Annotated in this window: 15 protein-coding genes; 11 read left to right on the top strand and 4 right to left on the bottom strand. The window is 47.5% G+C overall.

From position 1 onward, the window contains the following. Positions 1-171: 171 nt before the first annotated feature. Positions 172-1,521: a two-component system sensor histidine kinase NtrB gene (locus Pan54_RS04910; RefSeq protein ID WP_146502450.1), complete on the bottom strand. Its 1,350-nt coding sequence runs from the start codon at positions 1,519-1,521 to the stop codon at positions 172-174. 280 nt (positions 1,522-1,801) lie between these two features. Between Pan54_RS04910 and Pan54_RS04905 the strand changes: the two genes are divergently transcribed. The 4 genes from Pan54_RS04905 (at position 1,802) to Pan54_RS04890 (ending at position 9,911) form a co-directional block, all read left to right on the top strand. Beyond that, positions 1,802-4,972, top strand: a complete 3,171-nt coding sequence (locus tag Pan54_RS04905; RefSeq protein ID WP_146502449.1) for a DUF2309 domain-containing protein — start codon at positions 1,802-1,804, stop codon at positions 4,970-4,972. Further along, positions 4,969-6,363 (top strand): proton-conducting transporter transmembrane domain-containing protein, encoded by a 1,395-nt coding sequence (locus Pan54_RS04900; RefSeq protein ID WP_146502448.1) that lies wholly within the window; start codon positions 4,969-4,971, stop codon positions 6,361-6,363. The genes Pan54_RS04905 and Pan54_RS04900 overlap by 4 nt, the downstream gene beginning before the upstream one ends. Continuing rightward, positions 6,363-7,820: a proton-conducting transporter transmembrane domain-containing protein gene (locus Pan54_RS04895; protein ID WP_146502447.1), complete on the top strand. Its 1,458-nt coding sequence runs from the start codon at positions 6,363-6,365 to the stop codon at positions 7,818-7,820. The genes Pan54_RS04900 and Pan54_RS04895 overlap by 1 nt, the downstream gene beginning before the upstream one ends. Before the next feature lie 78 nt (positions 7,821-7,898). Next, positions 7,899-9,911 carry a SulP family inorganic anion transporter gene (locus tag Pan54_RS04890; RefSeq protein ID WP_146502446.1) on the top strand — a complete coding sequence of 671 codons (2,013 nt, stop codon included), beginning with the start codon at positions 7,899-7,901 and terminating at the stop codon, positions 9,909-9,911. Between the two features lie 93 nt (positions 9,912-10,004). Here the strand turns inward: Pan54_RS04890 and Pan54_RS04885 are convergent, their stop codons facing one another. After that, complete coding sequence (locus Pan54_RS04885) at positions 10,005-11,048, bottom strand: HD-GYP domain-containing protein (RefSeq protein ID WP_242631220.1); 1,044 nt, start codon at positions 11,046-11,048, stop codon at positions 10,005-10,007. 90 nt (positions 11,049-11,138) lie between these two features. Then, positions 11,139-14,939: an ammonium transporter gene (amt, locus tag Pan54_RS04880; RefSeq protein ID WP_146502445.1), complete on the bottom strand. Its 3,801-nt coding sequence runs from the start codon at positions 14,937-14,939 to the stop codon at positions 11,139-11,141. 300 nt (positions 14,940-15,239) lie between these two features. On the opposite strand from amt, the gene Pan54_RS04875 reads away from it, so the two are divergent. Then, positions 15,240-16,076 carry an amidohydrolase family protein gene (locus tag Pan54_RS04875; protein ID WP_207310038.1) on the top strand — a complete coding sequence of 279 codons (837 nt, stop codon included), beginning with the start codon at positions 15,240-15,242 and terminating at the stop codon, positions 16,074-16,076. Positions 16,077-16,223: 147 nt separating this feature from the next. Here Pan54_RS04875 and Pan54_RS04870 read toward each other — a convergent pair whose 3' ends face one another. Next, positions 16,224-17,111 (bottom strand): AraC family transcriptional regulator, encoded by an 888-nt coding sequence (locus Pan54_RS04870; protein WP_146502443.1) that lies wholly within the window; start codon positions 17,109-17,111, stop codon positions 16,224-16,226. Between the two features lie 125 nt (positions 17,112-17,236). Here Pan54_RS04870 and Pan54_RS04865 point away from each other — a divergent pair, with 125 nt between their 5' ends. From Pan54_RS04865 to Pan54_RS04840, 6 genes are all read left to right on the top strand, one after another. Continuing rightward, positions 17,237-18,169 (top strand): aldo/keto reductase, encoded by a 933-nt coding sequence (locus Pan54_RS04865; RefSeq protein ID WP_146502442.1) that lies wholly within the window; start codon positions 17,237-17,239, stop codon positions 18,167-18,169. Positions 18,170-18,273: 104 nt separating this feature from the next. Continuing rightward, positions 18,274-19,302: a zinc-binding alcohol dehydrogenase family protein gene (locus tag Pan54_RS04860; RefSeq protein ID WP_146502441.1), complete on the top strand. Its 1,029-nt coding sequence runs from the start codon at positions 18,274-18,276 to the stop codon at positions 19,300-19,302. 298 nt (positions 19,303-19,600) lie between these two features. Next, on the top strand, positions 19,601-20,878 hold the full coding sequence (locus tag Pan54_RS04855) for a tagaturonate epimerase family protein (protein WP_146502440.1): 1,278 nt from the start codon (positions 19,601-19,603) through the stop codon (positions 20,876-20,878). Between the two features lie 91 nt (positions 20,879-20,969). After that, positions 20,970-22,520, top strand: coding sequence for a sulfatase-like hydrolase/transferase (locus tag Pan54_RS04850; protein WP_242631219.1), 1,551 nt, complete (start codon positions 20,970-20,972; stop codon positions 22,518-22,520). Positions 22,521-22,733: 213 nt separating this feature from the next. After that, a complete protein-coding gene (locus tag Pan54_RS04845) occupies positions 22,734-23,681 on the top strand; it encodes a DUF1559 domain-containing protein (protein ID WP_146502439.1) in 948 nt (315 codons plus the stop codon). A gap of 66 nt (positions 23,682-23,747) precedes the next feature. Then, on the top strand, positions 23,748-24,077 hold the full coding sequence (locus tag Pan54_RS04840) for an ArsR/SmtB family transcription factor (RefSeq protein ID WP_146502438.1): 330 nt from the start codon (positions 23,748-23,750) through the stop codon (positions 24,075-24,077). Positions 24,078-24,114: the final 37 nt, after the last annotated feature.

Genomic DNA, 24,114 nt, shown 5'->3' with positions numbered 1-24,114 from the left:
TAATCTCATCAGCAATTTCCATAATCTATTGAAGTCTAAAATCAGCAACTGCAACATCCTGCACAATTGCAAGATATTGCGTACCAAAACTGCCCGTGTAAGCTCTCTCACTCGACCTAACCGTTAAAGTTTGTCTGACTGTTACAATTGATTTAATCGTAACAGGAGAACTCAATAGGCGCTTACCATTGGTAGCAAAATTGTAAATTCGGTCCCTTCCGAACTGCTTCGAAAATCGATACTGCCTTCATGCTGACGGATGATTTTATCGCACAAGGCAAGTCCCATTCCTGTTCCATCATTACGGGTCGTAAAATAAGGATCAAAGATCTGCGATTGAATTTCAGGGCGTATTCCATTTCCAGTATCTTTGATATCTATTCGCAAAGAACGATTTTGTTCGCTCAATCGAAAACAAAGCTCGCCTCCCTGAGGCATTGCAGCCATCGCATTTAAAGCTAGATTCAACAACACCTGCTCAAGCCGAACCGAGTCGGCTTCGATCGAACTGAGAGGCATTTCCGGCATTTCTACTTTCACAATAATGTTCAACGCTTTTGTCTGAGGACGCAATAAGCGAACCAGTTTTTCGATTAATGTCGAAACATCGACCCACGAATGCCCCAGTTGTGTCGTAGACGCATAATTTCGGAAACCATCCAGAACATCATTGATCCGTCTGACTTCGGTTTGCAGCACATCAAGGAGTTCATCTACTTCTGCATCAAATTTTTCCTGATTGAGTTTTTCATACAGGAGCTGAATATGTAATGAAAGTGCACTGAGCGGATTCTTAATTTCATGCTGCAATCCAGCCGCCAGTGAGCCCAGCCCCATATAACGTTCCATCCGCCTCAATCTCGCTTCCATTAAGGCTTTCTCAGTGACATCACGAACATGAATCACAGTACCGATTTCTTCCTGACGCTGATTTTTCAGTAATGTGCAGCCTGCTCGCAAAGTTAAATCATGCCCGTTAGAAGTCACACAATAATCGAGATCTCGAATCCCATCGTGACATTGACTGACTTCTTCACATATTGTCTTGAGCAATTCATGTTCAGGACTGATTTCATCCAAGGTGCGACCAACTCCATCATCTGATAATCCCAACAGTTTTATACCGCGTGGATTGATGCTGGTAATCACTCCTTTGTGATTTGTTGTGATCACACCCGCATCCATACTGGCAAGAATGTCTGTTGCCAGAACTTTGACATCTCGTAGCGACTGCTCACTCGACATATAGCCGCGAACGACAAACGCAATGGCAATCGCAGTTCCAATACTGTTCAATACCAGTAAGACCGAAAGTCTCGTCTGAAGACGTAAATCTCCGGAAAGTTCTTCAGCGACTTCGACGTAGCCTTCGGGCAGGTGCTTAATAATCCGCGCGACAATTTCCTGCTCTCGTGCAAAATCATGCAGAATCCAGGCTGTGACAGTCAATGCGATCAGGCTCAGGACCGCCAAGCCCAGTGCGAGCCGATGAATACCGCGTTTATCATGAGTATCAAACATAACCCGACCTTTATGATGTCGAACGAAATTTTTTAGAGCCAACAGCGATTTGCATATCCACGCAGATGTTTGCACTGAAAGTGCAACTTTCTGCACGCTCAATATTAAATTCAATCCCTTTTAAATGTGAATACACTGAAAAATAGCTTCACATTCTCTGAAAACTGTCCAGTGAATTCACACTTTAACTGCTTGGCACGCAGGTTGCATTACATTGCATGATGTGAGTTTTCCTTCCTTATGATCCTACTGGATTTTTCCATCACAGATTGAGAAACTAATGCACGAGACGACGGCCGAAAGCGTTCCTTCGCAGGATCAGGCGATTAAGTCGAACGAAAACCTGCACGCGGATCTGGAATCTGCAATTCATCATGCAATACACTACTTGCCTTCGCAGGGGCCGATTACTGTCTTCGTCCATCACAATACACTGCATTCTTTTGAACATTTGCCTTTTGATCAAGCCGTTGTTGTCGGTGGCGAATTATATGGTTGCGAGCCCTATTTGTCGGAAGATCGTTATCGCAGTGAACTGAAACGCGGCCGAATTACACTTGATGACCTGCGTCAGGTTCTGATGGATGATCTCGATGAAGGAGCTGACGAGTTGATTGCCAGCTTCGGCACTCGATATACGTTGCGATTATCGATGCTTCAAATGACGCTGCATAATGCACCAGACGCCGAACTACGTTGGTTGCTCGCTGAAACCGATCTGTTGCTTAGATTTAATGAGGAACTCTCTCCTCAGCGTGCTGATCAGATGATCCAACAGACTCGCAGTTGGATTTTACGACAACAAAAAACCCCCGATTCCAGCGCTGCTGGCAGTGAAAGCTCTCCGAATCTGCCACCACTTGTGAATGCCCTGCTGAGCGAGTCTCCTGCTCAATCAATCACTTCCTGGCCGGAAGCTCAGTGGGAGTCGTTTGTTTTGCAGTTGATGTGGAGAATTTGTCAGCAAGGCGTTCAAGCCTCCAATAAACCGGCTCCATCTGCATCCTCTTTCGCTCGGCTGCATGACTTGCTGCTTGAAGTCACAGGCGAAAACACTGACGTTCAGGTCAATGAAGTATTAATTCGTTTTTGCGGTGCATTTCTGGATCAGGGTTTTGCAAGTTTTCAATTACCGGATCGTGAACTGGGGTTTGCCAAGTCTTTCGCCAAGCTGTTTCTGCATCGCCTGACGATTAAACCGGTATGGATGAAAGGCTTACGTGAAGAATTGCAGGCGATTTTAACTGGAGATTTCGATCCATTGACCTCTATTGCCAATTCCCTTGAAATGCTGGGAGTTGAAAAACAGGATCTTGAAAAAAACGTCTGCTCTTCTTTACTTGCCCTGCGTGGCTGGACTGGCATGATCTGGCAAATGGAATCGGAAGCTCCGTGGCTTCCCTATCCGGCTCCTGAAGGAACCCTGAATGAGTACTTAGCAATTCGTTTAATTCTTGAGCGTTACGCTATTTCTCATTTTGGACAACTCCAATTCGGCACAAAAGATTTGCAGAAAATTCGACAAAAGGCAGAATTGTTATCTGCACGAGTGAAAGGACCAACCCTCAAACAACGGACTTACACCGTCTTCCAACTCGCTCAGGTGAATGGCTGGACACCCGAGCAACTTCTCAGCATGACTCAACCGCAGTGGGCTTGTCTGATTGAGGAACTCGAAGCGTTCTCCTCTCAGGAACGTCGGCGAATCCTGCATCTGGCTTATGAGCGGCATTATCGCGTCAGCACACTCGATGCGGTCGCCATTCATTCCAAACGTCGACATGAATTGCCAAGAAAACCGAACACAAAACCAGCGTTCATGGCAATCTTCTGTATTGATGATCGTGAAGAATCGTTTCGACGTCACCTCGAAGAAGTTGATCCGGAATGCGAAACAGCCTCTGCAGCAGGCTTTTTTGCGGTCGCGATGTATTATCAGGGAGCTGATCACGCACATTATCGGCCACTTTGTCCAAATATTATTACGCCTAAACACTATGTTCGTGAAGAACCATTGTTCTCTGCGATCGATGTCAGCGAACGTCGCGCGCAACGTCGTCGGAACATCGGTCGGTTCAATCATCGCGTTCACGCCAGTTCCCGGACAATGATTGGGGGCTGGTTCACCGGAGTATTTGGTGCGATTGCAACGTTCCCAATGGTCGCCCGCATCATGGCTCCTCGACTGACCTCCAAAATTCGTCAGTCGATGGAATCTTTTGTCCGTCCTCCTGCAACCGAGTTGCATATTGAACGTTCCGCACCAGAACCTGGTTCGGATCCGGAATCACTCGGTTACAGTCTCGATGAAATGGCTGGAATTGTCATTCGCATTCTGCAGGACATCGGACTGATCAAAGACTTCCCACCGCTTATCGTCTTCTTTGGACATGGTTCGAGCAGTCTGAATAATCCCCATGAATCCGCATACAACTGCGGAGCCTGCAGTGGCGGTCGAGGCGGTCCGAATGCACGAGCATTTGCCACAATGGCGAATGATCCCCGTGTCCGTAAACGGATTGCCGAGAAAGGGATTCTTCTTCCGGATGATGTCCGGTTCGTGGGCGCTTACCACAATACGTGTAATGATAATGTCGAGTATTACGATCTGGATTTATTGCCTCGCTCCCTCCGCCCGTTGTTTCGTCGTATTGAAAAAAGTGTCAACGAAACTCGTGCCCGGAATGCCCACGAACGTGCCAGAAGATTCGAATCGGCACCGCTCGACTTATCCCCCGCAGCAGCCCTGGAGCACGTCGAACAAAGAGCAGAAGACCTTTCACAAGCCCGTCCCGAATACAATCATGCGACCAATGCCCTGGTTTTTGTAGGAAGACGGGAATGGAGCCGAGGCTTATTTATTGATCGCCGAGTCTTTTTAACATCTTACGATCCTGGAATCGATGACGAAAACGTATCGATTCTTACTCGAATACTGCAGGCGGCAATCCCGGTTTGTGCAGGAATCAGTCTGGAATACTACTTCTCGACAGTCGACACGGAAGGCTACGGCTGCGGTTCCAAACTACCACACAATGTCGCTTCGATGCTCGGTGTGATGACAGGAGCAGCCAGTGATTTAAGGCCAGGTTTGTCTCAGCAGATGGTTGAAATTCATGAGCCAATGAGAATTTTGTTTGTCATTGAAACGACTCCCGAAAAAATGCTCGGCATCATCGCTGCAAATCCTGGAATTGCCCTTCTTGTTCAAGGAAACTGGGTCCAGTTGGCGGTGTTGGATGCTGAAACTTCGACCATTCAAAAATATGTGAATGGACAGTTTGAACCTTATCTGATGGAGTCTCATCAGTTACCAGAAGTGAAAACCTCCATGGAATGGTATCGCGGGCATCGTGACCATCTTGGATTTGCATCGATTGCAGAAGGAACGCCTCAAACAATGACCACTGACAATGCAGTACCTCACCTCGAGAAGGGAGGCCCGTCATGAGTTGGTTAGACTCGACATTTTACATCTTAGGGACAGCGGTCGTGGCAAGTCCGGCAATCCTGCTGGCATTACTGGGGCTCTCGACTTTAGTTGGACGTCCATTAAGTGAAGCCTCCACTTCCCGCTTAACACAAGCCGCTGTTTTATTTTCCTTGATCCCCGCACTGGGAATTCTGGTTCTAATGCTGACGTTTGGAATTCGATATGTCCCTGTTGAACTGGGAAATTGGGTTAACATTCCTGAGCAGGAATTTCACTTTCATTTAAAATTCGTATTCGATCGCCTCAGCATTCCGTTTCTGCTGCTATCGTGCATTTTGTGTGGAGTCGTTGGCGAATTCACCCGTCGCTATCTGCATCGAGAAGAAGGGTATGGACGATTCTTCCTGTTCTATGCGGTCTTCTTTTGCGGAATGGTCATCTCATCTCTAGCCGGCACAATTGAAACGTTGTTTCTAGGCTGGGAAATGGTCGGGCTCTCTTCTGCGTTGCTGGTTGCGTATTTTCATGAACGTGAAAATCCGGTTCGTAACGGCCAGCGGGTCTGGTCGATTTACCGACTTTCCGATGCCGCGTTTCTGATAGCCGCCATTACGATGCACCACTTAACTGGCGAAGGTGACTTTGGGGGTTTGATGAGTTCCGGAGTCTGGCCAGCGGGAACCTCAGCAATTAATGCAAGTCAGGCTCTACTTGTCGGCTCGTTATTATTAGTTGCGGTTGCCGGCAAGTCAGCGCTGTTTCCATTTTCTGGCTGGCTTCCCCGTGCCATGGAAGGGCCAACTCCCTCGAGTGCCATTTTTTACGGAGCTCTTTCCGTGCACCTGGGAGTTTATCTGCTGTTACGTGTCAGCCCGATTCTCGAAAGTTCATTCACCTTGAAAATTATGGTCATTGTTCTGGGGATTATCTCAGCCACTTGCGGTGCATTAATGTCTCGCGTTCAGAGCGATATCAAAGTTTCATTGGCTTACGCCTCCTTGACACAGGTCGGAATTATCGTTGTTGAAATCGGACTGGGACTTCGCTATCTGGCTCTGATCCACATTCTTGGTCATGCCAGTTTGCGAACGATGCAACTTCTACGAGCTCCAACGCTATTGCGGGATTACAACGAACTGGAAAATCAAATGGGATCCCGCTTGCCCCAAAGGAAATCGATCTGGTCAAGAATGGTGCCTGGCAGTGTAAAGAAATGGCTTTATCGCTTCGGCTTCGACCGCGGTTTTATGGATGTCGCTCTCGATAAATGGGTCGTTCAGCCGTTTATATCACTGTTTCGCTGGTTTGATCGTCTGGAACATCGAACCACGGACATAATTTCCAAGGAATCTTCACGAGAATCTGACAACATTGATCTTCATCCCGAATCAACTGGGAGGGCTGCGTGATGTCGGAATTACATTTTCCCTGGATGGAAACATCGATTCTGGTTCCTCTGATCGGTGCAATCTGGATGCAATTGCGTGGTGAAACCGCAAGCGCCATCAAAGGAACTATCGCCATTTGTGCGGTCACCTTTTTGCTGACAGTGGCAGAACTGGTCGACTTCGTGCTCCTCAATTCATTCGAGGCTCACGAACACTGGCCATTCATGAATACGATCTTCAACAATGAAATCTTTGTCGTTGATGAACTGAGCGCTTTCCTGCTCCCACTTGGCGCATTGATATTTTTGGTCACGGTCATGTCCACGCTGCGGACAAAAACTCCACGTTTTTCGATGAAGTGGGCACTAATATCCGAGGCACTCGTGTTGGCAACATTTAGCTGCCGAGCCTCCTGGACTCTGGTCATTCTATTGTCGATTTCCACAATACCTCCTTATCTGGAGTTAAAGAGACGGCATCGTTGCACGCGGATTTATAACCTGCACATGGCATTTTTTGTTGGACTCTTATTGATCGGTTATGCCTGGTTGAGTTTCGTTGATGCAAAATCTTCGGCAGCACTGATTCCAGGTGCCCTCCTTTCCGGAGCCGCATTACTTCGTAGCGGCATCATTCCATTCCACCTTTGGATGGCAGACTTATATGAAAAAGGGACCTTCGGCTCGGCATTATTATTCACGACTCCACTCGTCGGTGCATACGCCGTAATGCGACTCGTATTGCCGATCGCCCCATCCTGGGCCTTACATGCGATCGCGATTCTGTCTCTGATCACTGCTGTTTATGCAGGGGGGATGGCTCTGGTTCAAAAAGAAGCCCGCCGAATGTTCTGTTATCTGTTACTCAGTCAATCGTCGCTCGTACTGGTTGGATTGGAATTAGTCACACCGATTGGCTTGACGGGGGCACTTTGCCTGTGGATTTCTGTCGGACTGGCCCTGACTGGATTTGGAATCACTCTGCGATGCATTGAAGCTCGGATTTCCCGAGTTTCCCTGGCAGATTTCCATGGGCTTTATCGACAGATGCCAATCTTTGCCGGTTTCTTCTTGCTTACGGGATTAGCTTCAATTGGATTCCCGGCAACAGTCGGATTTGTCGGAATGGAATTACTGATTGAAGGAGCCGTCCACATTTACCCACTTGTCGGCACGATGGTCGTTCTGGCTGCTGCTCTCAACGGGATTGTCGTCTTGTGGGCCTATTTTCGCATCTTTACAGGGCGTCATAATCGCACACTGATTCCGATGCAGGCAAGAGTCACTGAGCGAATTGCCATTCTCATGTTAACACTTCTAATTTTAGGGGGCGGTCTCGTTCCTCAACCTGGTGTCGCTTCGCGATATCATGCCGCCAAAGAATTGATGCGATTGAGACAAAGTAATCCCATCACAAAGGATATAGAAGAGCTCTCAGAGGAGCATCATCATGCCCCTTCAGAGCATAAACAGGAATGAAATTTTCAGTTTGTCATCTGATTCAAGCCGATCCAAAATAAATGCAGACCAATCCACCATCTACAAAGTGATAAAACCATGAACACATCTGCTGCGGTAGACATTGATAAAGAAAAACCAAAGGGAGATCTGGATGGATTCACCAAATACTTCAAGTACGATTTCATTTCAGGATTACTGGTATTTCTAATCGCCTTGCCTTTGTGTCTGGGGATTTCGATTGCCAGTGGTTATCCACCGATTGCCGGGATTTTCACCGCGATTGTTGGTTCAGTGGTGGCGACACTTATCAGTAACTCAGAATTGACAATCAAAGGCCCTGCTGCCGGTTTGATTGTCATTGCGATTGGATGTATCGAAGCCTTTGGTGGTGATGGCATGGTCGGTGGCTGGACCGCCAGCGATACGACTGCTTATCGGGCTGCTCTGGCCGTTGGAGTTGCCGCGGCGATTTTGCAAATCTTCTTTGGAATCTTTCGAGCCGGGATCCTTGGAGAATTCTTTCCAATTTCCGCTGTGCATGGCATGCTGGCTGCCATCGGGGTCATAATTATTGCCAAGCAAATTCCTGTTGCACTCGGAGTGAGTGCCTCAGGAGAACCACTTGAATTACTTCGGGAAATTCCAAAATTTGTGGCAGAGGCGAACCCGGCAATTGCGACGATTGGTGTCGTCAGTGTGCTGATTATGTTCTTATGGCCGCTCATGAGAAGTCGATACCGTTGGGCCAAAGTTCTACCTGGTCCACTGATTGTTTTGATAGTCGCCATACCCATGGGAATTGGATTCGATTTATTACATCCACACTCCTACACCTTACAGAATCATCAATATCAATTAGGCGAACAGTACCTGGTTGCGATGCCAGATCATGTCTTTGGAATGTTTGAAGAAATCACTACTCCCGACTTCACGGCTTTATCTCAACCCAAAGCCTGGTCATGGGTCTTCATGTTTTTCATCATTGGAAGTCTCGAATCTTTACTGAGTGCCAAAGCGGTCGATTTGATCGATCCCTGGAAACGTAAAAGCAGTATGGACCGCGATATGGTCGCCGTGGGAGCGGGTAACCTTTGCGTGGCCTTCATTGGTGGGTTACCAATGATTTCAGAAATTGTGCGTAGTAAGGCCAACATCGACAACGGAGCCCGCACCCGCTTTGCGGACTTCTGGCATGGTATGTTCCTGCTGGTTTGTGTCGCGTTAATTCCCATGGTCCTGCATCTGATTCCCATGGCCGCGTTGGCTGCCATGCTGATTTACACGGGTTTCCGACTGGCACACCCCAGTGAATTCATGAACGTCTGGCGAATCGGTCGCGAACAGCTGATTATTTTTGCCGTGACCCTGGTCGCAGTACTGGCGACTGATCTGCTGATCGGAATTGGTCTTGGTATTGCCACAAAAGTGATCATCCATCTTGTTAATGGAGTCCCTTTGCGATCGATGTTCTACCCGGATATTGAAGTCATTGATGATGATGGGCAGACGGTTCGATTTGTTATGTATAAATCAGCGGTTTTCAGTAACTGGATTCCGATTCGTCGACAGATTGAACGACTGGGATTGCTGGAGCGTAAGAATGTCGAACTGGACTTGTCGGAAACAATGCTCGTTGACCATAGCGTGATGGATAAGCTGCATGAGCTGGAAAACGATTTTGAACAACAGGGACTTTCTTTCAATGTCCGGGGGCTCGATTCGCATCAACCATTTGCTGAGCATCAATATGCAGCTCGACGCAAGGGACTGTGTACTGTAAAACGACTGACTATCATTACCGAACCGGAACACGAGCAAATGCTCGAAGCAGAACTCGTTCGGCTGGGAGCGACAGGTTACACAGCGATGGCCTGCCATGGAGCAGGAAGACGACAGTTAGAAATTGATGCGACAGAACCGAATATTCAGGTTCGAATTGAAGTCATCGTTCCTCCGAAAGAATGCTCGCAGATCATGCTCTACCTGCGTCGCGATATCCAACCGCTCTATCCCTTAACGTTCACTGTCGAAGATGTGCAAGTTGCTCGTCTGGATGCATTTGTCAGTACACCAACTCAAACCGTACAGGATGAGATCGCTCACACTTAACTAAAACCATTCATCAATCTCAATAAAACAGGCTGATCATTTTGACCAGCCTGTTTTTCTTCTTTTTAATAAGAATGCACACTCTGTCCAGCTTTAATGATGAGCCAGCATCCGTTCGAAATCTAAAGCCATGTCACCCTGAAACTTCTCGGCGATCATCATAAACTGATCCTGAATTTCGACGAAGGCCTGAACGATATCAGGATCAAAATGAGTTCCATCAGACTCCATGATGATGTCGAAAGTTTTCTCGTGTGAGAACGCATCTTTATAGACACGTTTGGTTGTCAGAGCATCGTAGACATCTGCAAGGGCGACGATACGAGCCGCAAAGGGAATCTCATCGCCTTTGAGACCTTGAGGATATCCCGTCCCATCATAGCGCTCATGATGACTGAGCGCGATATCATAAGCCATCTTCAAATAGCCAACTTCCGGATTCCGCTGCACTGCATCTTTAAGCGTATCAGCCCCAATCAGAGTATGAGTTTTCATAATCTCAAACTCTACCGGAGTTAATCGTCCAGGTTTGAGCAGGATATTATCTGATACCCCCACCTTACCAATATCGTGCAGTGGGCTAGTCAGAAAAATATTCCGGATAAATCCGGAATCAATGACGTCCCGATACTTATGATTTTGCGAAAGTTTCATCGCGATGGCCCGCGAATATTGCTGGACCCGTTCGAGATGCTGCCCGGTATCGGGATCACGAGACTCGGCTAACTTGGCCAGAGTAAAAATCAAAGTATCTCGGGTTTCGAGAGAGAGGATTCGCTCTCCGGCTCGAATTCGCTGATTCATCTCGGCTGAGTTAAACGGCTTCGTCACAAAGTCATCTGCGCCCGCAGAGAGACCTTCCACAATTTCTTTCGAACTGCTGTGAGAGGTCAGCATGATTGTGTAGAGATATCTTCCAAAATTGTGCTGACGTATGCGCCGACAAAGTTCCAGTCCATCCATACCTGGCATTTCCCAATCCAGGATGACCATGTGGAAATCACCATCGAGAAGCAACTGAAAAGCATCATCACCGCGACTGCAGATTGTCGGTTCATGACCGCTCTTTTGAATCAGATACTCGAGAATATCGCGAGTAATTTCATCATCATCGACTGCTAATATTTTCATTTTCATTGCAAGCTCCGTTGCAAATTGTTCTCTTACATCTTGGTCAGCGAAAGATATTCGCTTAAAATTTCTGTTCTGATAAATGAATTCATTGAATTATGTTTTCAGAGCTTGCTCCAGTTGAACTTCGATCGTTCTCAGGCAACTCGTTACCCGCGACTTAAGTTCCTCAAGTGGCTCGAAACAAGCTGTTTCCTCAGGTTGAGACCGGACGATTGTTTCCAGCTTCAACGCCGCTTCAGAAACTTCGACTGCAGAAACATTTCCTGCGGCTCCCTTAAGAGTATGCACGATTCGACCTGTACTCTCCCAATCCTGGTTCTCAATCGCGTTCTCCAACTCTCGTATATCATCCGGGAGTCGATCGTGAAATTTCTTCAGCACTTTGAAGGCGATCTCATCATTTCCACCACAACGTTCGATTAGCGTTGGCCAGTCAATCGCGTCGTTATCCAGTTCCGACTCCACGTCGGCCAGATGTGTCTCCACTTGAAACTCTATTGCGGAATCCTTTTGCACTTGTCCATTCGAATCCTGATTCATTTTCCCCTGAATCAGCGATAACATTTTCTGCAGAAGATTCTGAGGATTAATTGGTTTTGAGACATACTCATCCATCCCCGCTGCCAGACATCGATCGCGATCCCCTTTCACGGCATTGGCGGTCAATGCAATCACAGGGAGATATTCAGGAAGTTCGCCAGCTGCCTGCATTTTTCGAATTTCACCAGTTGCCGTGAATCCATCCATAACTGGCATCTGACAGTCCATCAAGACTAGATCGAACGCCCTTCGCTTCAAGAGATCAATCGCTTCCTGGCCATTACTGGCAACACGACACCGCCAACCATACTGCTCGACAATTTCCTGCGTCACAATTTGATTGATTTCATTATCGTCAACAATCAAAACACGACCTTCAACTTTTTTATTGATTTCAGGGACGACAATTTCCTCAGCCACTTCTTCTTCAATCAATTCTTGAGAAGAATTGTGATACAGCGTTGTGATCAATGCATCAAACAAACGGGAGGATCGAATCGGTTTCGAGAAGCAGGATTTTATTCCAATCGTTTTCAGTTCCTCGCGACTGATTTCGCAATCTGAGGACGTCAGCATCATTAACTCAATATCCGAAATCTGTGGATCGCTTTTAATCATCCGTGCCAGTCCGATCCCATCCGTTTCCGGCATCCGATAGTCGAGCACACCAATTTGAAATGGTCGGTTATCCGACTGGGCCTTTTTGAGGCATTCCGCTGCCTTGGCCGCACTTTCAGCCGTCTCCACTTCAGCGCCCCAACTTTGCAGAAGTGACTGCAGAATTGTGCGATTGGTTTCATTATCATCAACCGCCAGAATTCTCATGCCTTGAATTCGGGCATCGATTTTATGTCCGAGGCGTGTCCCCTTGCTCAAATCGAAGGGAATACGACAGATGAATTTGGAGCCTTCTCCCAAAGCACTTTCAATCGTGATCGTGCCGCCCATCAATTCGATAAGTTGACGACAAATCGCAAGACCTAAACCTGTGCCACCAAACTTGCGAGTTGTGGAACCATCGGCTTGCTCAAATGGCAGGAACAGTCGTTCCTGTATCTCTTCAGGCATTCCGATTCCGGTATCCTGAACACTCAGCGAAATCATCTGTCGATTATCGGCAACGTCATCGGCTTGCACCTCGACACTGACCTGTCCAGATTCCGTGAATTTGAGTGCGTTACCAATCAGATTCACAAGAACCTGACGAAGACGCTCGGAATCACCAATCACTCGATTCTCGACATTAGGCCACACGTGGCAGGTCAACTCGATTCCCTTCTGCTCTGCTCGTATATTGAACATATCGGCAACGTCTTCAACCATCGATTCCAAATCGAATTCAGCAGGATCCAGTTCCAGCTTGCCGGCTTCAATTTTGGAGAAATCTAAGATATCGTTGATTAGACTCAGTAAAGAATCAGCTGATGACTTTGCGATATTGGCGTAATGAGTCTGTTTCGAGTTCATTTCGGTATCGTTCAGCAATTCCAGCATCCCGATAACACCATTGAGTGGTGTCCGAATTTCGTGACTCATCGTCGCCAGGAATGCACTTTTGGCATGACTGGCAGCTTCTGCAGACTCCTTCTGTTTCCGCAACTCTTCGGTTTGAATCCGCTCGCTGATATCAGTCACGCTGCCTTCGATAAACGCAGAACTTTGCTCAGTCTCAGGAAAGTGACGAGCATTGACCACGACATCCAGTACAGTACCATCTCGCCTGCGTAGAGCAATTTGATATTCTTTGACGCTTCCATCCTGCTTCAACCGCTCAAGCAAAACTTTACGGGAATCAGGGTCTACATAATATTGCGAGCAAATATCCTGTGAATCTTCCATTAATTCGATAACGGAGGAATAGCCAAGCATATTCGCCAAAGCCGGGTTGGCTTCGAGAAGTTTCCCGGAAAATGTTGAACGATAAATCCCTTCAATCGCATTTTCAAAAATGGACCGATAATTCTCTTCAGCCACTTTGAGCTGCTTAAGAAGATTCTCCCGATTCTCAATTTCTTCGACAACTTTATGCAGAACTTTATTGTATTCTGCAGCGATCTGGCCGACTTCAGTATGTGGTTCGACTGAGACTGGAGTCGAAAAATCACCTTTAATGCTTTGAACCTTCATATCATCGAGCAGATCGATGATCTCTGTACTCGCACCGTGCTCGTGAATATTTAGTCCCTGGATTTCTGCTTCTTCAGACACACGCAATGAGAAAAACAGTCGCAGTATTCCCAGGGAAAGCAATGTAACTCCACTGGCCCAGACAAAGCAGGTCCCAACACCCAACGCCTGAATCTGAAGTTGTTCGAGACGACTCATTCCATTGCTGAAATTCTCTGAATTTCCAAATATCGCAACGGCAAGTGTTCCCCAGGCTCCAGCGAATGCGTGAGCGGGAACGGCTCCGATCACATCATCGATTTTCAGTTTCTCCAGCAAAAGAACACCGAACATACATATCGCCGAGGAGATAACTCCAATGATAATCGCGTACATCGGAGTAACCATATGACAGGCAGCTGTGATGCCAACCAGACCGGCTATCACGCCGTTCATAATATCGCCGACTTCCACTCGACCATGCACAAGGCGGGAAAGCAGAAGACCTGCAACGCCTCCTGCAGCCGCGGAAAGATTCGTATTCACAAGAATCAGTGGAATCGAACCATCAATGGCGAGCGTGCTACCGCCGTTGAATCCGAACCAGCCAAACCACAGCAGCAAAGTTCCCAGAGCTGCCATCGGATAATTATGACCGTGAATTTTCTTCTGTTTTGATGTAAAACGACCCAGACGTGGCCCGACGACTAACACGGTCATCAAGGCCGTCCAACCACCGACGGAATGTACGACGGTTGAACCGGCGAAGTCGATGAAGCCCATTTCACAAAGCCAGCCAGTGCCGGTTCCTTCAACAAGTCCGCCCCAGGCCCAATGCCCAAACACGGGATAAACCAGGGCAGAAACGACTGCACTGAGGAGCAGGTATCCCGAGAATCGCATCCGTTCCGCAACAGCTCCCGAGATGATTGTGGTCGCAGTGCCACAGAAAACGAGCTGGAATAAAAAGAAGGCGAGCAGCCAGGTGCTGTTTGTCTCATCGACAAAAAAGTACGAGGTTCCGATCAGCCCTGAATAATCCTGGCCGAACATCATGCCGAATCCGACCATCCAGAATAAGACCCCAGCGATACAAAAGTCCGCCAGATTTTTCATGGCGACATTGATGCTGTTCTTGGCCCGGACAAGCCCAGTTTCCAAAAAACAAAAACCACCCTGCATTAGCATAACTAAAGCAGCGGCGATAAGAATCCAAATGAGATTCGCAAGCTCCATTGAAAGTGCCATCTTCTTGATCTATCCATTGTTAAGAATGTCACATTTATCCAGCGCTGAATAAAAGTTACGGCCAACGCTCAAAACTAGGTTGAAATGCAAGTCCTGTCGGGCAATTACTATTTTGAAATTTACTTTTTTACAGGATCGCATGTCCCATTCGTTAGTGTCGGTACAATCGGACTAACTTTTCAGGGCATCCCCTCACTTGACACACTCCTTCCTCACGAACAGTATTTGACCAACGAAACGGCTATGCCTTTGACATGTTTTCACAATCCCCCTGTCTTCCATCAATTCCTGGATCTGCTCATGATTGACTCCCATCATCACTTCTGGAATTACTCGTCCGACCAATATCCCTGGATTGGAGAAGGGATGCAGAAAATTGCCCATAGTTTTCTGCCTCAGAACCTTATAGATGTCGCTCAACCATCCGGTATCTCGGGAGTCATTTCTGTCCAGGCCAGACAAACTCTCGACGAAACAAGCTGGTTACTGGAACTCGCTGAGGATTCCGATTTCATTCGAGGTGTTGTCGGCTGGGTGCCATTGAAGTCTAAAGATCTCACATCGACTCTCGACCAGTATGCTCACCATCCCAAACTGGTCGGCGTCAGGCATGTGGTGCAGGATGAGACCGATGGTTTCTTATTAGATTCTGTTTTCAATCGAGGAATTGACGCACTGCTTGAAACGGGCCTCGTATATGACCTGCTCATGTTTCCTCATCAATTGAAAGAGTCGATTCAATTTGTCGATCTGCATCCCGAACAAGTCTTTGTGCTGGATCATCTGGCGAAGCCTCGAATACACAAAGATCACTATGATTCAGATTGGGCACGCGATATTAAGGATCTCGCAAAGAGACAGAATGTCTCCGTCAAATTTTCTGGACTCACGACCGAAGTGAAATCACAACCCTGGTCGGTTGCTATGTTGAAGCCATATTGGGATATGGCAATTGAAGCATTTGGTCCGCAACGCATAATGTATGGCAGCGACTGGCCTGTCTGCCTCTTGGAAACAGAATACAACCAGTGGGTCGATGCCGTGAAAGAATTCGCTGGGGAATTATCTCAGGCAGAACATAATCAGTTCTTTAGAGAGAACTGTGAAAAAGCTTATGAACTGAAAACCACTTCGTAGTTCAGACATCGTCAGAAGAATCTAACTCACTGCTTCATTGTTCTCAATCTTCATCGGGGACTACTGTGGAGTTCAAGCATGAAGCTTAAATGTGAGCCCTGAGTTCAATTGACACACTCGTTTGCGCTTCGTGCTTGTACTATGTTGCTATCTCAAATGGCGTGAATCGAGTAACTGTTTCGGAGGAACGCCGTAAATTCTTTTGAACGCTCGGGAAAACTGAAAGGCGTCTGGATAACCCAAATGAGCGGCCACTTGTTTCACAAGCAGGCCTTCATCGAGCAGTAACTCGGCAGCAGAATTCATTTTCAGCCGGAGCAGAAATTGATATGCCCCGGCTCCTGCGAACTTCTTAAACAATCGAGAGAGATAAATCGAACTGACATGACATTCCTGCGCGGCTTCTTCAATCGTGTTTAATCGCAGGTAATGTTTTTCCAGATGTGTTCGTATTCTTTGATAAGTCTCAAAGGAACGCGGCAAGTTCCCACCATTCGCGACAGTTCGCTGTGTGATCTTCAGCAGTAACAATCGAGCCAGGGTCTCGCAAACTGCGTATGAAACAGAACTGTCTTCTCTGGCTTCCCGATCAAGCATTTCAAACAGATCGATGAACTCGTGAATTGCAAAAATCTTCATCACTCTCCAAGGTATCAATCCCGTTTCCTGAAGTAGCGTCTCGACCTGTTTTCCTGACAGATCGACGTAATATTTCCGCATCCGGTTCTGTGGATCGTTTTGAATGGTATGCTGCACGCCGGGACCATATGCAAAGACTGAGCCCGGCCCCAACGGAGACATTTTCCCATTCAGATTCAGACTCCCCTCCCCTTCCACAACAATTTCAATTGCATAAAAGGGAAAATCGACACGCTTCACCACGTACTCTGGCCGCATCCGTTCAACACCACCACAAACGACCGACAACGGTCTGTTAGGATCGGGATTCAAATTGAGATAGTACCGACGCGCATCAGTCACCTGTTGAGAGACAAATGTGGGTTCGACCTGTGATTCCTGATTCTGTTTTGCCATTCAGACAGGTTAAGAATTGACATGCAGGAGTCAAGTCCTGCTATTCACATCGGAAAGTATTGCTCCATAATTCAATGAGAATCAATACTTACTAACAAACTCCAACATAAACAGGATTGGCTCAGATGCAGACGCGAAAACTCGGACAGACCGATCTCGAACTTCCCATCCTCAGTTTTGGAGCCTCTTCGCTCGGACAGGAATTTCGCAGTGTTCAACTCGATCAGGCGATCGAAAGTGTTCACACCGCTTTGGATTGTGAAATCAATTTTCTGGACACCTCGCCATTTTACGGACGCGGCATGTCGGAAGTCCTGCTCGGCATCGCCTTGCGAGGTGTTCCTCGCGATGAATACCTGCTCTGTACAAAACTGGGACGATACGACCTGCAACATTTTGACTTCTCTGCTAAACGCGTGGCGGAAAGTGTCGATGTCAGTCTACATCGATTAGGGACAGATCATCTTGATATCGTATTGTGTCACGACATTGAATTCGTACCACTCGATCAGATTGTTGAAGAAACCATACCCGCTTTGAAAAAGATCAAAGAGTCTGGAAAAGTGCGGTACTTCGGGATCAGCGGATATCCCATGAAAATTTTCCGAGAGATTACTGCCCAATGTGATATTGATTGTGTGCTTTCTTATAACCAGTACACACTCCAAAACCGACGCTTTGCTGAAGAGATGGTGCCTGAATTAAAATCCAAAGGCATCGGCATCATGAATGCCGGGCCTTTCTCAGCAAGACTGTTAACGCAAACCGCTCCCCCAGACTGGTTAAAAGAACCAGAAGAAGTGAAAGCAGCTGCTCGCAATGCAGCCGAGTTTTGTCAGAAACAGGGAGTCGATATCGCACAACTGGCACTGCAGTTTTCCTGTGCCAATCCCGATATGGCGACCACCGTTGCTGGCAGTGCCAATCCAGACAACATCCGCAAATGGAAAAAATGGCTGGAGGAACCGCTCGATCAGCAATTGCTCAAAGACGTAGAAGCAATTTTCGAACCCGTCATGAACATCGGTCACAAAGAGGGATTACCGGAAAATAATTAACTAATTCTACAGGCGAGCCGAGTCAGTCAGGACTCGGGTACGTTCAGTTCAGCGTGGCTCTATTTATTACTACCACATAGCGGTCTCTTCATAAAGAATAAATCATGAAAGCACTTCAACTGGAAAATCCGAAAGTCTGGCGGATGATTGACATTCCGGAACCGAAAGCACCTGGCGACGGCGAAGCTCTGGTGCGAGTACATCGTGTCGGCATTTGTGGAACTGACGTCGGCGGATATCTCGGCAAAATGCCTTTCTTTTCTTATCCCCGCATTCCCGGTCACGAACTTGGCGTCGAAGTTCTGGAAGTGGGTAGCGATGTTACAAACATCAAAGTCGGCGACCACTGTGCAGTCGAGCCATATTTGAATTGCCAGAAGTGTTATTCCTGTCAAAGAGGGTTCACGAACTGTTGTGAACATCACAAAACCTTGGGAGTTATGTGCGATGGAGGATTAACTGATCGGATTATTCTTCCCGCCAGAAAATTACACCCGGCAAACAATCTCAAATATGAACAAGCCGCTCTGGTAGAAACTCTAGCTATCGGATGCCACGCCGTTGACCGTGCTGCTCCCAAGAAAGGGGAAACGGTTTTGATTATCGGAGCCGGGCCGATTGGATTGTCTGCTCTGGAATTCGTCAAAATCTCAGGAGCACGACCGATTGTTGCCGATTTGAGTGATTCGCGACTCGAATTCGTCCGTGAAAAAATGGGAGTGCCCGACACCATTCTGATTCAGAATAATGAAAGTGATCTTTCTACACTCGAAGAAATGACGAATGGTCAACGAGCCGATGTGGTGATCGATGCGACCGGACACAACGGATCGATGGTTCGATCACTGGAACTGGCGGCTTTTGCCGGGCGTGTCGTCTATGTTGGCATCAGTCAGCAAAACCTGGAATTCCCGCATGCCCCGGTGATGCACCGCCGCGAATTGACGCTGATGGCCAGTCGAAATGCGTTATCGTCTGACTTCGCCCGCATCATCAGTCTGATCGAAGACGGCACGATCAACACGACCCCCTGGATCACACACCGGACAACCTTTGATAAAGTGATTGACGAGTTTGAGACCTTCACACGACCGGAGTCGGGTGTGATCAAAGCGGTGATCGAATTACCTTGAATGATATCTATCCGAGTAAACATTTATCGATTCAGTACATACGGGTCATCTCTCCCTCAGGGAGAGGGCAATCGGTGTTGATTGCAGCAAGAACGTCGAAGGAATCCCCTCATCCGGCCTTCGGCCACCTTCTCCCCTGGGAAAAGGATAGTTCACCGTTCCCGTGGGAGAAGGAAACTTAATTGTTTTCAAAGAGATGGGAAGACGGTCGCATCCCTTATTCTTTTGACGCCTCACGATACACCCCGCAAAGATATTTCAATAAAAAAGACGTACTTCTTTAGGAAAGCAAAATAGAATGCCCGAACAAAACAAACACCACTGCGTCACACTCGGACTGGCTCCCAGCTTTGGATTTGGCGATCGAATTGGCCTGGCAACTCCCGGTCATGTCGAAGCAATGAAACGTGCCGGGGGCAGTATCGAGCCGATTTTTCCTCAGCAGTCAATTCGAGAAATGACTCGCACCAAACGAACGGCCACTCAGGTGATGTGTGATGCGATGAATGGAGCGATCAGTTCAGGCTGGACAGGGCGAATTGGAGCCGACGCCGATCATTTGAAAACACCGGACGATGTGAATGTCACTGCCGAAGCTGGCTTCACGTTTTTCACGCTCGATCCGTCCGGCGAAGTCGATCAGAAAGCGGACGACTACTCCGAAGCTCAGGTGAAAGAAAAATTCGAACAAGTCAAAAACTCAGCTCCCTGGTACGACTCTTATGTCGGAAAGTCTTTGCAATTATCCACAGGAACAAAAATTGATCTGACGGAAGAAGTTTGTATGCGGGCAGCCGTGAAATATGGTGCTGCCATTCAGAAAGCATTAAGTTTGGCAGATCACATTCGCAATGTCCACGAGAAATTACTGCGTGAATATGAGATAGAATTGTCTGTCGATGAAACCGATCAGCCAACCACTTTGGCAGAGCACTACATCATTGCGGATCAGTGCCTTAAAGGTGAAATGAAACTCGTCAGTCTGGCCCCTCGATTCATCGGCGAGTTGGAAAAAGGTGTCGATTACAAAGGAGATGTCGACGCATTGGAGTCGTCATTGAACGATCATGCCGCCATCGCAGAATTGCTTGGGCCTTATAAATTGAGCCTGCATTCCGGCTCCGACAAAATCTCCATGTACCCGGCTCTGGCACGAGCGACGAAGGGACGGTTTCATGTCAAGACGGCTGGAACCAGTTATCTGGAAGCACTTCGTGTTGTCGCCCGGCACGATGAAGCCCTGTTTCGCAGCATCGTTCGCTTTGGGCGCGAACGTTACGATACCGACAAAGCGACCTACCACGTTTCTGCTACGAATGCAGAGGTACCTGATGAAAGCGATCTGAATGTGACTAAACTCGAACAAGTCTATCTCGAACGCTGGTGCGATGTACCACAAGGGAAAGGCTTCACCGAACCGGGACGACAAATTCTGCATTGCACATTCGGCTCAACCTTAACCGATGCCGATCTGGGTCCTGCTATCCGATCCGTTCTGGAGTCACATCCAGACACGTACAAAGAAGTTCTGGCCGATCATTTCGCACGTCATTTAGAAGCACTTAATGAATATTAACAGGTTTTCTAACGACAACACTTCACATAACTGTTAACTTATCTATTCCTCGATCATTTTCTATTCATCAGAGCCGAGAGAGATTTAGACAATGCTTCAACCAAAACGCGATTTGTTTTCTTTCCAAAACTGGACACTGTTTCCCAGTCTTGTTATCGCCTGTCTGCTGGTTCTGCCAAACATGACCTTTGGAGAAAAGGCCGTTTCTAAAAGCCCTAATATTCTATTCATTATTGTCGATGATCAATCTCCGTTTGACTTGAGAGTATATAATGAAAGCACGTCATTAGAAACGCCGACGATTGATCGGCTGGCAGCAGAAGGCGTTGTTGTTGATCGAGCCTATCAAATGGGATCCTGGTCGGGAGCAGTCTGCACGCCATCGCGTCACATGGTGATGAGCGGTCGTACTGTCTGGCATATTCCTGATCGGAGCAAGAGAACGCAAAACAATCCTCACATTGGTAAAGATCAACTAGTCCCTCCGGATCTGGCAGATTACACGATGGCTGCCGTTTTCAATCGAGCTGGTTACGACACAATGCGAACCTGTAAAAACGGAAACAGTTATGAAGCAGCCAATAAAAAGTTTTCCATTAGACACGATGCCACCAAACGAGGCGGCACTGCAGAGTCGGGAAGTGCCTGGCATGCCAAGCAGGTGCTCGAATATCTGGGCGATCGAGAGTCCAGTAAAGATGAAGATCCTTTTCTAATTTACTTCGGCTTTTCACATCCTCACGATACGCGCGATGGTCGCCCCGATTTGCTGGAGAAATATGGAGCAGTCAACCACAGCGACCCGAACACTTATCCCCCAAAAAACGATAAGCAACCTGCTCTGCCGATCAATTATCTTCCTGAACATCCTTTCCATCACGGCCATCCTAATTTGCGTGATGAAGTTGCCGTGAGTGGTGTCTGGAAACGACGTGACCCGCTCACGATCCGCAATGAACTGGGACGCGAATTTGCCTGCAGCGAAAATATTGATCAGCAAATCGACCGAGTTCTCAAAAAGCTGGAAGCGATGGGAGAACTCGAAAACACATATATCGTCTACACCTCTGACCACGGCATGGCTATTGGACGACATGGACTTCAGGGGAAACAAAATCTATACGAACATACCTGGCGTGTTCCCTACATTGTGAAAGGTCCAGGTCTGCCAGCAGGGAAACGAGTTCAAGGAAATATTTATCTGCTGGACACCCTGGCCACTTTGTGTGACTTCGCTGGCATTACCCCTCCAGAGTCCAATGAAGGAATCAGTTTTCGAAAAGTGCTCGAAGGACAGGAATCAACAGTCCGCGACACACTCTTCGGCGTCTATTGTGGCGGCACAAAACCGGGAATGCGAAGTGTTCGAAAGGGAGACTGGAAGCTGATCAAGTACGATGTCCTGGATGGAACCGTTCGCGAGACTCAACTGATCAATCTGAAAGAGAATCCGCATGAATTCCTGCAGGAACATCATTCTCAAAAGCTTCAGGAACTCACTGGAGCGAAGCCAGAAGAACATCAGATCAATCTGGCAGACGATCCTAAGTACGCCAAAAAACTCGCCGAGATGGAAGCTCTGCTGGCAAAAGAAATGCAACGCCTGGATGACCCCTACCGGTTGTGGGATCAAGCTCAATAGATTTAGTTAACGGTCTCGATACGGAATCATTAAGCAAGTGGGTGTTAACCAAACACTCGCTTGCTTTTTGCATTAGCATCGAAATCGTGCTCTCTCGCACTGAAGAAATTTACTCATTGCCTTGACGACCCTCTTACAGACTGATAATTTATTATTCTTAAGTTCATAAGAGTATCCTGCCCCTGCACGCCCCACTTTCCACGGATATATGCAATGCCTAAACAAATCCGCCACGCCTTCACGTTAATCGAACTTCTCGTTGTGATAGCAATCATTGCGATACTGGTTGCCTTGTTACTTCCAGCTGTTCAACAAGCCCGGGAAGCGGCTCGTCGAACGTCCTGCAAAAACAATATGAAGCAAATCGGACTGGCACTGCATAATTATCAAAGCACACACAATGTTTTTCCTCCCAGCAGTACGAGTGGATTTGGACAGGGAGTCTGGGGATATCCGACGGCATCGGCCGTGAGTCTGTCTGATCCCACCATTCATTTGCATAGTTTTGCCAGCTTGATTCTTCCCTTCCTGGAAGCCGGGAATCTGCAGGATTCGATCAATTACAATGTCTCTGCGCTGGCTCCTGCAAATCAGGGAGCCGCTTCGCAGTTTCTACCGTTTTATCGCTGCCCCAGTTATTCCGGTCAAGAATTCAGCAATGATGCGTTGTATACGACGGGAGTTGGATACGATAAATTTGCGATTCGTAATTATGTGGCTTTGGGAGCCAAAACTGTTTACGGGCTATCGGGTGCCCCGGGAACCTCGGCTGAAGGCGTCATGTATCCTGGTTCAAAAACCAGTTTTCGAGATATCGCCGATGGCACCTCCAATACGATTATGATCGCCGAGACACGTGAACAGAGTGCTTCTGTCTGGATTGATGGAACCAGCGCGACCGTAGCAGCACGCTGGGCGGATTTCTCACTTCCGACACTGGCGGGAAATTCAAGTTCGATCAATCACGAAAATTACTACTACACTGGTGGCACAATTCCAAATTCAATCGACCAGATCTGGGGCCCTTCAAGTTTACATCAAGGAGGAGCTCAGCATTTACTCGGCGATGGATCGGTTAGATTCATCTCTGAGAATATCGACTATATCGTCTACGAATCTCTCGCATCCCGGGCTGGGGGAGAAGTGATTGGCGAATATTAAGATTTTATGTTCTAATTGGCATTCGACTTCCACTAAAAATGATCTCGGTTTGGGATAGCTGATATTATGGATAACTTGACTGAAGATACTTTTCAGGCAGAGTATTGTGCCGAAAGGCTGAAAGCGTTAAGTGATCCACTGCGTTTGAAAATCGTAGGGTTGCTACGGCATGGAGAATTAACCGTCACTGATATTTCCCAATTCCTCGAAACTGAAATCGTGACCGTTTCGCATCACCTCAAAATTTTAAAGCATAGTCAGTTTGTTACGCCTCGCCGTCAGGGGCGTTTCATTTATTACAGCCTCAATAAAAATCTCATTCAGGAATCGATAGAATCTCTCAACCTGGGATGCTGTAAAATTCAAATTGGAGAAGAGGACGAGCGGCTAGTCTGAACTCGATTTCTTAGATCCGCCACCACCAAGTGAAGAC

The sequence above is a fragment of the Rubinisphaera italica genome (assembly GCF_007859715.1).
GTDB lineage: Bacteria > Planctomycetota > Planctomycetia > Planctomycetales > Planctomycetaceae > Rubinisphaera > Rubinisphaera italica.
This window is presented reverse-complemented; position numbering and strand designations above follow the sequence as displayed.